General features: G+C 63.9%; 7 protein-coding genes. 2 read left to right on the top strand and 5 right to left on the bottom strand.

Features of this window, described 5'->3' with window-relative positions:
• The first annotated feature begins 228 nt into the window (after window positions 1–228).
• Window positions 229–2,340: a glycoside hydrolase family 3 N-terminal domain-containing protein gene (locus PXH66_RS22360; protein ID WP_330929480.1), complete on the top strand. Its 2,112-nt coding sequence runs from the start codon at window positions 229–231 to the stop codon at window positions 2,338–2,340.
• A 26-nt stretch (window positions 2,341–2,366) separates the two neighbouring features.
• On the opposite strand, the gene PXH66_RS22355 is transcribed toward PXH66_RS22360, so the two are convergent.
• The 5 genes from PXH66_RS22355 to PXH66_RS22335 all read right to left on the bottom strand — a co-directional run bounded on the left by PXH66_RS22355 (window position 2,367) and on the right by PXH66_RS22335 (window position 11,177).
• Entirely contained in the window at window positions 2,367–5,021 is a 2,655-nt protein-coding gene (locus tag PXH66_RS22355) for an FtsX-like permease family protein (RefSeq protein WP_330929479.1), read from the bottom strand.
• Window positions 5,018–5,356 carry a PadR family transcriptional regulator gene (locus tag PXH66_RS22350; RefSeq protein ID WP_330929478.1) on the bottom strand — a complete coding sequence of 113 codons (339 nt, stop codon included), beginning with the start codon at window positions 5,354–5,356 and terminating at the stop codon, window positions 5,018–5,020. Before PXH66_RS22350 ends, PXH66_RS22355 begins: the two co-directional genes overlap by 4 nt.
• Window positions 5,357–5,492: 136 nt before the next feature.
• A complete protein-coding gene (locus tag PXH66_RS22345) occupies window positions 5,493–8,282 on the bottom strand; it encodes a DUF7133 domain-containing protein (protein ID WP_330929477.1) in 2,790 nt (929 codons plus the stop codon).
• Window positions 8,283–8,414: 132 nt separating this feature from the next.
• A complete protein-coding gene (locus PXH66_RS22340) occupies window positions 8,415–9,893 on the bottom strand; it encodes a sodium:solute symporter family protein (RefSeq protein WP_330929476.1) in 1,479 nt (492 codons plus the stop codon).
• 15 nt (window positions 9,894–9,908) lie between these two features.
• Window positions 9,909–11,177, bottom strand: coding sequence for a DegT/DnrJ/EryC1/StrS family aminotransferase (locus PXH66_RS22335; RefSeq protein WP_330929475.1), 1,269 nt, complete (start codon window positions 11,175–11,177; stop codon window positions 9,909–9,911).
• A gap of 95 nt (window positions 11,178–11,272) precedes the next feature.
• On the opposite strand from PXH66_RS22335, the gene PXH66_RS22330 reads away from it, so the two are divergent.
• Window positions 11,273–12,688 (top strand): hypothetical protein, encoded by a 1,416-nt coding sequence (locus PXH66_RS22330; protein WP_330929474.1) that lies wholly within the window; start codon window positions 11,273–11,275, stop codon window positions 12,686–12,688.
• Window positions 12,689–12,792: the final 104 nt, after the last annotated feature.

Raw genomic sequence — 12,792 nt, 5'->3', positions numbered from 1 at the left:
GGACGCGATTCAAGCTTCTGGAGAGGAAACATAACCACTCATTCGCGTCTAAATTCAAGTCCGCCCAGTCACGGCCTTTTACTTTGCGCCCTCTGCGATCTTCGCGTCTTTGCGTTAAACCAGCAGGCTGACGGCGGTTCGCAACTGTTAGAACCGGGAGCGCGTCGAGGAGTTCGTCGGATTCCACAACAGTGATGTCCCCCTTAGTTTCCAGTCCCCCATCGCTCCATGTCTGCTTACCCCTTCCAGGACCCCAGTCTGCCCGTCTCCGATCGCATCAACGATTTGCTGTCCCGCCTCACGCTTGAGGAAAAGGTCAACCAACTCCTCCACGAGAACAAGGCCATCCCTCGGCTCGATGTTCCCGAATACAATTGGTGGAACGAGGCCTGCCACGGCATCGGTCGCAATGGTCGTGCCACCGTCTTCCCCCAAGGCATCGCCATGGGCGCGACGTTCAACCGCGACCTTATTCGCCAGGTCGCTTCGGTCATCTCCGACGAAGCCCAGGCCAAACACCACGCCGCGCTGCGCGCTGGTCGTCGCGGACAATATCAGGGGCTCACGTTCTGGACGCCCAATATCAATATCTTCCGCGATCCGCGCTGGGGTCGCGGCATGGAAACGTTTGGCGAGGATCCCTATCTCATGGGCGAACTCGGCGTCGCCGTCGTCGAGGGTCTGCAAGGGCAGGATGAGCGTTTCTTAAAAGCCGCGGCCTGCGCCAAACACTACGCGGTGCACAGCGGCCCCGAACAGGATCGCCACAAATTCGACGCCCGCCCCACTCGCAAGGATCTGCGGGAAACCTATCTGCCCGCTTTCAAGAAACTCGTCGATGCCGGCGTCGAAACCGTCATGGGCGCCTACAACCGCGTCGACGGCGAGCCGGCTTGCGGCTCCAAACAACTGCTCGTCGACATCCTGCGCGACGAATGGAAATTCCAAGGTCACGTCGTCAGCGATTGCTGGGCTTTGCTCGACTTCCACGTCGATCATCAGGTCACCAAAACCGCCGCCGAATCCGCCGCGCTCGCCCTCAAAAACGGCTGCGACCTCAACTGCGGCTGCACTTACAACGATCTGCTGACCGCGGTGAGCGAGGGACTCGTCAGCGAGGCCGATGTCGACGTATCCGTGCGCCGATTACTCAGCACCAAATTCCGTCTCGGCCTGCTCGATCCCACCGGCACGACGCCGTGGGCCGACACGCCAATCGACATCGTCGACTCGGCCGAACACCGCGATCTCGCGCGGCGCACCGCGATCGAGTCGATGGTATTGCTCAAGAACAAAGACAACCTGCTCCCGTTGCGCGACGACCCCGACGGCCTGCTTGTCTGCGGTCCGTTGGCCGGTGGTGTCGGGGCCCTGCTCGGCAACTACTACGGCGTGAGCGGTCGCCTCGTGACTTACACCGAAGGCGTCAATGCCCGCGTCGCCGAGGGCGTGCGCATCGAGTATCGCCACGGTTGCCCGCTCCAGGGCGCGAAGGCCCCGGGCGTCAACTACACGTTCGGCGCCGCCGACCGTTCCGAGGTGGTCATCGCCGTGCTCGGCACCGACCACACGTTGGAAGGCGAAGAGGGCGATGCCGTCGCTTCCGCATCCGGCGGCGACCGCGATTTCATCGAGTTACCCGCCTCGCAAATCGAGTTCCTCAAAGAGCTGCGCACCCACGCCAAACACCTCGTGGTCGTGCTCACCGGCGGTGGCGCCCTCGCCGTGCCGGAAGTGCAGGAGCTCGCCGACGCCGTCATTCAGGTCTGGTATAGCGGCTGCGAAGGCGGCACCGCGCTCGCCAACGTGCTCTTCGGCGACGCCGCTCCGTCCGGCAAGCTGCCCGTCACCGTGCCCTACGCGACCGCCGACCTGCCGCCGTTTGAAGACTACGCCATGCAGGGCCGCACTTATCGGTTCGCCACCAAAGAACCGCTCTATCCGTTCGGCTTCGGGCTGAGCTACGGCGAGCTGAGCTACGGCCCGCTCGAAACGACGACGGAACTCGACGGCAGTATCATTGCGACCACTACGCTGACCAATCGGGGATACCAGGCCGTGAGCGAAACCGTGCAATGTTACATCCAGCCGCCCACGTCCTGGGCCGACGCCCCCGTGGCGACCTTGGTCGATTTTCAAAAACTGCATCTGCCGGCCGGGCAAACCGCGCCGGTCGTCTTCACCTTGCGGCCCGAAGCGCTTTATCAAGTTGATGCGCAAGGCAAACACGTGCCGGTCGTCGGCGACTACGGTCTCGTCATCGGCTCCGCCTCTCCCGGCCCTCGCGCCATCGCCCTCGGCGCCCCCGCTCCCGCGACCACGACGGTGACGATCGCTTAGGCCGGGGGTGGGCAAATGCGCGCGGATTAACCCGCGCGCAGCGCCTCGACCGGATCCACTTTGACGGCGCGTCGGGCGGGAAAGTATCCAGCCACGAGTCCGACTATTCCCATCGCCGCGACCACGACTCCGTAGACCAATACCTGCGGAGCGGAGGCATCGAATAACACCCCTCTCATCACCATGCCCGCCGCATAAAGCCCGGGCAAACCGATCGCCACGCCCCAAGCGACTCGCGTCAGGGCTTGGCGCACGACCAACCGCTGGACCGCCCCGCGATCCGCCCCGAGGGCGAGGCGAATCCCGAGCTCCCGCGTCCGCGATCCCACATCAAAAAACAGGATGCCCGCGACGCCCAGCGTCGTGAGACCCAACGCAATCACGGCGAACGCGCCGATGATATTGAGCAGGGTCAACCGGGGTTGCACCGATTCCGCCAAAAACGCTTCCATCGAGCCCAACCGAAACACCGGCACCTGGGGATCAAGCTCCTGCACCGCCGTGCGCACGACCGCCAACAGCTCCGCCGGATCGCGCGGCGTGCGCAGCACCACACTGAACTCCGCGCCACCGCTCTCCGCGATGGGTCGATAAACCATGGGCAAACCGTCGGCTTCGTCCCACCCGCCGTGCCGCACTTCCGCCGCCACGCCCACCACCACCGGCCAAGCGTTGGGATTGCGGGGATTCGCTCCCAACCGGATCCGTTGGCCCACCGCTTCCCCGTCGCCGAACACACTGCGCGCCAAGCGCCGGTCAATCACGACCGCCTCGCGCCACCATGCCGTATCCCCATCTTCGATACCTCTACCCTGCAGTATCGGTATTTCCATCGTCGCAAAATAGTCCGGGCTCACCTGCGTAAACGCGACGCGACCGAGCCCCGCCTCCCCCGCTTCGCGACCCGCCACATGCAGGGCCATGTCCGGATGCCCAAACGTCGGCACAAAACTCGTGCGCGCCACGCCCTCAACTCCGGGAATGGCCGCCAAGGTGCGCTCCAAACGTTCCGCAAACGCATCCTTGTCGGCCGCCTCCGCGTAACGGTCCTCCGGCAGCAGCACCCGCATCATGACCAACTCGTCCGCGGCATACCCGAGTTCCCGCCCGATCACCTGCGCATAACTTTGCCACAACATCCCCGCGGCCCCGAGCAGCACCACTGCCACCGCGGTCTGCGCCGAGGCCAATCGTCCACCCAATCGCCGCAACGCTTTGGTCGGGGTGCCGCCGCGCGCCACGCCTGGCGTGGAAACTCGACCATGCATGGCCGCCACTTGTGTGCCGGTCATCAGCCCCAGAAACAACGCCGTCACCAAAGCCAGTCCCAGCGACGCGACCACCACCCCCGGCGGCAACAACGTCGCCACATCTGCCTCCGCCGTCGCCCCGGTCCACTGCGGGTAATATCGCAACATCACGCCGGCGACACCGATGCCACACGCCCAACCGGCGACCGCCAAAAGCACGCTCTCCGTGGTCCATTGCTGCACCAAGCGTCCGCGTGTCGCCCCCAAGGCCACGCGGGTTGCCAGCTCTTCCCGCCGCGCGTTGGCCCGCGCCGTCAACAACCCGGCAATATTCACCGCCCCGATCAGCAATACCAGTAAACCGGCCGCTTGCAGCAAATAGAGCCGAGGCCGCAATTCCCGATTGCGCACGTCGGCCAGTCGATCCGCCCGTGTGGCAAATCCCTCCTGCTGCGCTCGCGCCCGATCCGCCGCCGATCCGGCCGCAAGTTCCCGCGCGTCCAGGGCCTCGATCCGCGCCCGCAACTGCGCCAGCGACACTCCCGGAGCCAATCGTAACCACAGTCGGCCCAAACGATCGTGCCGCCCATCGTAGTCGGTTCCCTGATACTCCGCTTCGGTCCATTGGCGCACCCGCACGTAAGCGACATCCGCCGGCAATCCCGCCACCACGCCCACCACCGTATGCGCTTCGCCTTGAATCACGAAACCACCACCCACCGCATCTTCGCGGCCATTCATCACGTCCTGCCAAAACGTCTCGGCCAACAACACCGCCCGCTCTTCGCCCGGCTCAAAGCCCCGGCCTCGCCGTTGCACCAGCCCCACCGTTTTCATCACACCGGCCGAGGCCCACCACCCTTTCAATTGGCGCGAGGCTTCGTCCCACCGCGCAATCCGCCACTCCTCGTTCCACAACGCGGCCCCTTCCTGCACATCCGCCAACTCGCTCATGCGCCGCAGTCGGTAGGCATTGCTGCCGGCATCGACGATGCCCGATCCCGCGTAACCACTATAAACTTCCACCAAACGATCAGGTTCCGGAAAGGGCGGCGGCCGCAGCACCAGCTGATTCAAGACCGCCAGAATCGCCGTATTTCCGCCCAGACAAAGTCCCAACGTCAGCACCACCGCGAATGTCAGCGCCCGGTGTTTGCGCATCATGCGCCAGCCAAAACGCACGTCGCGACCGAGCTCCAAGGTGCGCCTGCCCGCCCACGCTTCCCGGGCTTCTTCGGCAAAGGCATCTTGCGCCACCCCGAAGTCACGCCGGGCCGCCCAGCGCGCTTTCTCCGCCGTCAAACCGCGCCGCCGATGATCCTGCTCCAACTCGCCGACGTGGTGCGCCATTTCCTCTGCCAAATCCCCCTCGCGGGAGCGTTGCCGCCACCCCGCCGTCAACCATCGCCACAGCGTGCGCAGCCCCCTCACGCGTCCGCTCCTTTCAGCACGTGCTCCACCGCCGTGCTAAATGCCCGCCAATAGTCCTCACTCGCGGTCAACTCCCGCTTGCCCGCCGCAGTCAAGGCGTAGAAGCGCGCCCGCCGACCCGTCTCACTCATCTTCCAAGTCGCTTTGACGAACCCCCGCTCTTCCAGCCGATGCAGCGCCGGATACAGTGACCCTTGGCCGATGCTCAGGATATCCCGGGACAATACCTCGATGCGCTTCGCGATATCATAACCGTGACGCGGACCGGCACTCACCACCCGCAACACCATCAAATCCAGCGTGCCCTGTAACAACGACGTCTGCAATCGCTTCATACCTCGAATGCCGAGGCATTATAGGTCGACTGTCAAGGTATTATAGGTAGACACCCGAGGTATGACACCCGCCGCACCTCGAACGCTCCCAGCCATCCGCCGGAGTGAATGAGTCGGAACGTCGCCAGCTACGGGCTCAGCCTTCGTCGCCGTAGAGTTCGAGGTTGTTGATCACCCAACGTTGCCAGCCGTCTTTGTGGTTCACCGTCAGGCGCAGCCACTTGGCTTCGATCGGCTTCGCCAGGTGCAGCCGCGCTTTCACTTCCCCGATGGCTTTAACCACGGGTTCGCCCCATGACTGACCGTCAGTGGAGATCTGCACGTCATAACCCGGCGCGTAAGATTCTTCGTCGCCGGTGGCATCCATCACAATGGACGTGATGGTGCTCTTCGCCGGGAGTTCGATGACCAACCACTGCCCCGGAAACGGCGCAACTTTGGCGGTCGCAAAGCCAGTCTCCAAGCTGTCGTCAATCGCGTGGGTGAGCTGGCTGCCCTCCTGCAAGGGTTCGCCGTTGGTGAGCTTCCATTGATCGCGTTTCACGAAGCGCTCCCGCGGCACGGTGAGCACCGGATAGGACTGCTCGAGTTCCGCCATCGTCCAAAACGCCGTGCGCGCCGCGCCACGCTTCCGATGCGTCGCCACCGTGTCGGCTTCGACCACACTGCCGCGGTTGCCGAAGCTGTTGCGGATGTAGGTCAACACACTCGCGAGTTCCGCGTCGGAATAGGAATTCATCGGAATCATCGGTGCGCCGTAGTCGACGCCATCGACGTCGCCCTGCAATCCGTGCAATACGATGTCGATGATCGCGCCTTCGCTGCCGAGCACCCGCGCCGAATCCGTCAGCGGTGGCGCAAGCTTGCGCTCCTCGTTCACGGCCACCCCCAGCCCATCGGGGCCGTGGCAGGAAAAGCACAACGAGTCATAAATCTTTTTGCCCTCACGGTAGGACTTCAGCCCGGCGGCGCCGAGTTGCACCATGAGAAACGGATCTTCGTCCGCGCCCTTTTGCCAAAGTTGTTCGTTGATACTATAAACGCCGGCGGACGTCGACGCCTCCGCCGCGCTTTGAATCAGCGATTCGACATCGTCGCCACCGACGCGGTTGAGCGAGACCATCGCTTGGACGACGACTTCGGGATCGGAGTCCTGCAACGCCGCCTGCATGCCCGCGCGCAGCGACGCGACATCGGCCGCCCCGATGCCCGCCGCCGGACGAATCACCGTCGCAGGCGTCCGGTCGGCGTCCGCGATGACCGCCGGAGCAGATCGCGCTTCTTCGTCGACGGGTAAAGGTGCGGTGTTTCCGCCCTCGGCTGGCAGCAACCAACCCTCCGCGAGGCGCAATCCCATGCGGCGCAGACCGGGGTGATCAGAGGCGAGCGCGCCTTGCACCAACTCGGGCGTGAGGGCATCGAGACCTTCGAGCGTCCACAGCGCATGGCTGCGGGCGAGCGGGTTGGTCGTGGTGCGACCAGCGGCGAGATCGGTCAGCGCCGGCACGACCGCATGGTCGCCGCGCAGGATGAGAAGCTTTTGCGCGGTGTCGCGCCACCAACCGTTGGGATGTGAAAAATGCGCGACAAGTTGCGCCGACGTTTCCTCGAGCATGCGCGGCTGCGGACCGGGCGTGAAGTCGTCGTGACGCACGCGATAAATGCGGCCGCGGCCGATCTCGCGATCGAGGCCATGCTTCACGATTTGCTCGCGGAGGTAAGTGCCTTCGCGAGTCCAGTTGCCCTCCTGGATGATGCCTCGATACATATCGACCACGTAGAGCGTGCCGTCGGGCGCGGTGACCATGTTGACCGGACGGAACAACGGATCACGCGTGCGCATGAATTCGCCGTGGGCGGCTTCATAAGGGTTGGCCAGTTTAACAATGCCGTCGTCGGACGTGATCTCGGTGCGTCGAATCAACCGTCCGACCGGTTCGGCAAACAACAGGTCGCCGCGCAGGTCGACGGGCAGTCGATCACCCCGGAAAATATCCTGGCCGCACGTGGCGGTGAAATGGTTCAGGGTGTTGTCGGGCCGCAGCTGACCGGGGCCGCCCTGGGTATCCGGAATGTTGTCGATCGGCCACACGATCTTGTAGTCGCCGATGTGTTCTTCGGGGGAGCGGAACTGGCCGTAGATGATGTGTTGCTGGAAATGTTCGGGCCCCGTCTCGGCCCCGGCATGCACAAACCAGACCTTGCCCCAGTCGTCCTGGGTGAGACCCCACTGGCCGCCGTTGACCGGAATATTTTCGCGCACGACCGTGCCATTCGTGTAGCGCAGACGAAAGTCGTTGAAGGTCGCGTAAAGTCCGTTGTCCAACGCCCACGTCAGGCCGTTGGGCTGGTGCTCGAGATTGCCCCCGCGCGGACCACCGCGAAACCACGGCTTCTTCGTGTCAGCCACGCCGTCGCCATCGGTGTCCTCGTAGACGTAGAGATCGAGCGTGTTGGTTTCGCCGATCACGACTTCGTTTTCGAGCGTGAGCAACGTGCGCGGCAACAGCAGGCCGTCGGCAAAGATCGTGTGACGGTCGTAGACGCCGTCGCCATCGGTATCCTCGTGGCGCGAGACTCGACTGGTCGGCACCATCTCGCCGGTCGCGTCGACGTCCTGCATGTAAGTGCGCATCTCGGCGACATACATCGTGCCGTTGCCATCAAACGCGACCATCACGGGCTCCTCGACCTGCGGCTCGGCCAACACGACTTCGAGCCCGTAGCCGGGCTTGAGCTCCATAGCGGCGATGGCCTCCGCGGGCGTGAGCGCCATGGAGCGGTGCACGGGAGCTGGCTCCGGGGCCATGGCAACCGGAGTGGATGCTGGCACGGATTCCGGCGCGCGCGTGGCGCAAGCCGCCAACAGCACACAGGCCGTGGAAGCAGTTAGGATCGGGCGAAGGGAACGGAGCGAACGCATCATGAGTCGAAATTCTAAGGGGCCGCCCCCATCGGGCGGTCGTTTGCGGGAACAACCTCAAGGGGACCGCGTCGAGAAGCCAACCACCCGGCGAAATTTTTCGCGGAGCCGTAAAGCAAACGGAAATTTGCCAGCCTAGCCCACCGCATCCGATGACAGCCCTTGCATGAGTTTCGCGACCGCCCGAGGCACGGGCCGCTTCCGCCTCCACCCAGCCATCGCACTGAAAACCGTGATCGACGAGGCAATGGGCACGAGAATACGCAGGCCAAGCTCGGCTTCCATACCGTAGGTCACCACCACGAACCCGGCAAACCCCGCCAAAATCGAACCGATCGCCGCCCGCGCATCCGCCGTTCGGTAAACCGGCAACAAACCAAACAACATGGGCACCGATACCGGTCCGATCAGCGCGCCAAACCACGAGATGATTAATCCGAGCACCCCGCCAAACCGCTCCGCCTCGATGCCGATCAGCAGCGTCGCGGCCATGAACGCGAGCGTCGTCAGCCGCGCGAGGCGCAGCGATTGCCGTTGATCAAGGTCCCGAAATTTCGCGGACAACACCGGCAAAATATCCCGCGTCACCACCGAGGAGATGGTGTTGGTATCCGACGACGTCATCGAGGTCGTCGCCGCAAACATCGAAGCCAGCACCAGTCCCACCAAACCCGCCGGCAGATACTGCCGCACGAGCAACACGTAGGACTGGGACGGGTCCGCGATATTCGGCAACAACAGTGGCGCCGCCCACATGGGGAAAAACAAAACCAACGGCCAGACCAGGTAGAGCGCTCCCGACAACAGCGCCGTCTTGCGCGCACTCGCCGCCGAAGGAGCGCCGATGTAGCGCGCCGCGAGATTCCACGTGCCGCCGTTGGAACTCATCGTTGCCACCATGACGAAGCCGACCAAAAACAGCGGCGTATAGGGTCCGTTGAACAACTGCCCGTGATCCGACGGTAGCCGTTCCCAAATCGTCGCCACGCTGGACACACCGCCCAGATGCCGCGCCACCGTGACAAACAATACCAACCCCGCCGCCACCTGCACGAAGAACTGCGCAAAGTCGTTATAGAGGTCGGCCCAGAGTCCGCCGACCGTGATGTAGCACAGCGACACCACTCCCGAGAGCAGGATGCCGGTCGTCAGCGGCAGTCCCGTAAACCCGTGCAACAGGATGCCGATCGAGGCCCATTTAGCCCCCACATCGAACAACTTCAACAGCACGCCACTCCACGCCATGACCTGCTGAGTCGCGACGCCGTATCGCATCGCCAAATACTCCGTCGGCGACTCGATCGCCAACGCCATGCGCAGTCGCGCCCACCGCGGTGCAAACACCAGCGCGCCGATCACACACGCCACGATGATCGAACCCGCCCACCACACGTAGAGCGTAAAACCATACTCGTAGGCGATCGCCGCATAACCCACGAAAACCACGCCACTGTAGCCCGAAACGTGATGCGACACGCCGCCGAGCCACCAAGGGATCTTGCCTCCCGCGACAAAGAAATCCCGCGAGCCCTTGACCTTGCGATACGACATCACCCCGATGCCGACCACGAGGAGGAAGTAGAGCCCGATGACTGTGTAATCCAGGAATTCCATCAGGGCCAGAGAGAGTTAACCGAGCTGCAACTGCGCGTGAATACGGCGCACCTCCGCGCCGATATGATCCATGTCGGCCAGCGTGTGTTTCATGCCCACCGGAATCACTAGGAACCGGTGAATCAAACGCTCCGTGCGCGGAAAACTCTCCGCCCGGTAGGCGGCGTCCGGCCAATCCGGACCAGGCCGAAATGGCGTCGCCCCCGGCGCGTGCGCCAGCCCGCTATGGACATAGGCCCGGTTGTATTGCGCGTAGGTGCCGGTCATTTGGTCGCACGGGATTTTCGCCGCCACCAACTCCGCCCGAAACGCATCGCGCAGCTCCGGCGTCGCCACCCAAAAATACGTCTCGATACCCGACTCGCCCTCCGGATCCGGAATCGGCCGCAAACTGATTCCCGGCAAATCCGCGAGATGCGTGCGCAGCCGCAGACTCAGCCCCCGGCAATGCGACCGGATACGATCCACCTTGCGCAATTGCGCCAACGCGACCGCGCCCGTGAGTTCCGACATGCGGCTTTGCTCGCCGCAGAACGCCGTTTCCGTCGGTTCAATTTGCGCCGCATGAAAGGGCCGAAACTGCCCCACGTCGTGCATACGCACCGCGCGCTCATAACGCCGCGCATCGTTGGTCACCACCATGCCGCCCTCGCCGCTGGTGATCGTCTTGTGATGTTGAAAACTAAAAATACCAATGTCGCCGAGCGAGCCCACTCGCCGCCCTTTGTAGAGGGCACCGGGGCTCTCCGCGCAGTCCTCCAGCACCGCGATGCCCGCAGCTTCGGCCTCGGCCAAAATGGCATCGAGATCAGCCGCGACGCCTTGGAAATGCACCACCAACACCGCCTTGGTGCGCGGTCCGGCCAACCGCGCGACTTCACCCGGCGCAAGACAAAGCGATTGATCGACCTCGGCCAACACCGGCCGGGCCCCGACGCGCACCACCGCCGTAAAACACGACACCCAACTCCACGCCGGCACGATCACCTCATCACCGGGCCCCACGCCCAGCGCGCCCAACGCGACTTGCAACGCCGCCGTGCCACTCGTGACCGCGAGGGCAAACCGGGTGCCGACCAGTGCGGCGAACTCTCGCTCCAAGGTCGCCACCATCGCCGGCGGTGATTTCGGGTCGGGGCCATAGTAGCGAAACAGCGCCTGACTGCGCAGCACCTCCAACACGAGTTGCTCCTCCTCCGCCCCCACGAGCGACCAACCCAAACAGGGTGCGGGAATTATCCGTTGCGAAGAAGTTTCGGCCGTAGTGCCGACGGAGGAATTCATGAAAGGCGGTTGGGTCAGCGGCAAAAAGATCGGTCTGCGGCAACCCGCAGCGTGAACGGGGAACGCAATGCAACGGATCGCCGGAGTTACACAAAATGAAACGAAATGAAAATTACTCGGCGGCGCATTTCGACACGTCCAGAGCTTGCGTGGGCGCCGCGCCGGCGCTGACGCTCGGCCTCATGAGCACCGGGCAAATCGACGACACGGAAACAGCGTTTGCGATCGCGCCCTTCCGGTTCGATGTCACGCCGCCGCTGCACCACGCGTTGCTCGGCGGACTGGTGATGTCTGCCATTGACTACGACGATCCGCTGGAAGCCATCGGCTACGTTTTGCTCGGCGCGGGCGCGCCGATCGTGGTGTGCGCCGTCGACTGGGCGGGGTTGTTGAACGAATCCCATTTGGCTTGGCGCACCGCGTTGGCCGCTGCTGCCGGGACGACTCCGGACCGCGTGGCGGTGCACTGCGTGCATCAACACAACACTCCATTCGTCTGCCACGAAACCCGGTCGATCGCCGCCACTCATCCCGAGCTGCCGCCCGTATTCGAACTCCCCTTTTTCGAAAGCTGCCTCGATCGCGCACGCACCGCCGTTCGCCACGCTTTGCAACGACCGCAGCCCATCACCCACGTGGCCCACGGCCAGGCCACCGTGCACAACGTCGCGGCCAACCGACGCATGGATCGCGATGCCTCCGGACGCGTGCGCTCCATGCGCGGCAGTGCGTGCACCGACCCCGAATTACGAAGTATGCCCGAGGGCCTGATCGATCCGACACTGCAGACAATCGCTTTCTATGCGGGGGCCCGAAAAGTCGTTTCGTGTCACTACTACGCGACCCATCCGATGAGCTACTATCGCGATGGCCGCGTGAGCAGCGACTTCGTGGGACTCGCCCGCAAGCAACGTCAACACGACGAGCCCGGCTGCACGCAGCTGTATTTCACCGGTTGCGCGGGCAACGTCGCCGCCGGTAAATACAACGACGGTTCCCCCGCCGATCGTAGCGCCCTCACCCAACGCGTTTACGACGGCATCGTGGCCTCGGAAGCCGCCCTCGTCCCCACCCCGTTGACCACCATCACATGGCGCTCGCAATCAATCCTGCCGACACCCCGTCCCGCGCCCGCCCCCACCGCCCTCGGCATGGAAGTCGGCGCCAAAGCCGGCCCCGAGGCCCAGCAGATCGGCACATTGTTACACGCCTTCTGGACCAGTTGGGAACACCGGGTCGCCCGCCAAATCCCGCTAAGCCTCAGCTGTCTGCAAGTGAACGCGTGCGCGCTCCTGCACCTGCCGGGGGAATTATTCGTGGAATACCAACTCCTCGCTCGCGCGCTGCGCCCGGACCGCCCCGTCCTCGTCGCGGCCTACGGCGATGGCGGCCCCTGGTATATTCCCACCGCGTCAGAGTATCCCGCCGGCGGATACGAGGTCAGCGTCGCGTTCAGCGAACCCAGCATCGACGCACAACTCACCACGGCCCTGCGCCTCCTCCTCGCCTAGTGAGCGGCAGAGAGAGAGGGGGGGGGCGTTCACGCCTCGTCTATTGTTGGCCAACCACCACCGCATTTGGACGTTTCCGAACGGGTCACTATGGGGTTTCCTCA

The sequence above is a fragment of the Synoicihabitans lomoniglobus genome (assembly GCF_029023725.1).
Classification (GTDB): Bacteria; Verrucomicrobiota; Verrucomicrobiia; order Opitutales; family Opitutaceae; genus Actomonas; species Actomonas lomonigloba.
The sequence above is the reverse complement of the archived record's forward strand: the minus strand, read 5'-3'. Positions and strand labels throughout refer to the sequence as shown.

What these genes read in the sequence shown, in the direction of transcription:
- PXH66_RS22330 (WP_330929474.1), top strand. Translation starts at nt 11,273, where the DNA reads ATGAAACGAAATGAAAATTACTCGGCGGCGCATTTCGACACGTCCAGA.
- PXH66_RS22340 (WP_330929476.1), bottom strand. Translation starts at nt 9,893, where the DNA reads ATGGAATTCCTGGATTACACAGTCATCGGGCTCTACTTCCTCCTCGTG.
- PXH66_RS22345 (WP_330929477.1), bottom strand. Translation starts at nt 8,282, where the DNA reads ATGATGCGTTCGCTCCGTTCCCTTCGCCCGATCCTAACTGCTTCCACG.
- PXH66_RS22350 (WP_330929478.1), bottom strand. Translation starts at nt 5,356, where the DNA reads ATGAAGCGATTGCAGACGTCGTTGTTACAGGGCACGCTGGATTTGATG.
- PXH66_RS22335 (WP_330929475.1), bottom strand. Translation starts at nt 11,177, where the DNA reads ATGAATTCCTCCGTCGGCACTACGGCCGAAACTTCTTCGCAACGGATA.
- PXH66_RS22360 (WP_330929480.1), top strand. Translation starts at nt 229, where the DNA reads ATGTCTGCTTACCCCTTCCAGGACCCCAGTCTGCCCGTCTCCGATCGC.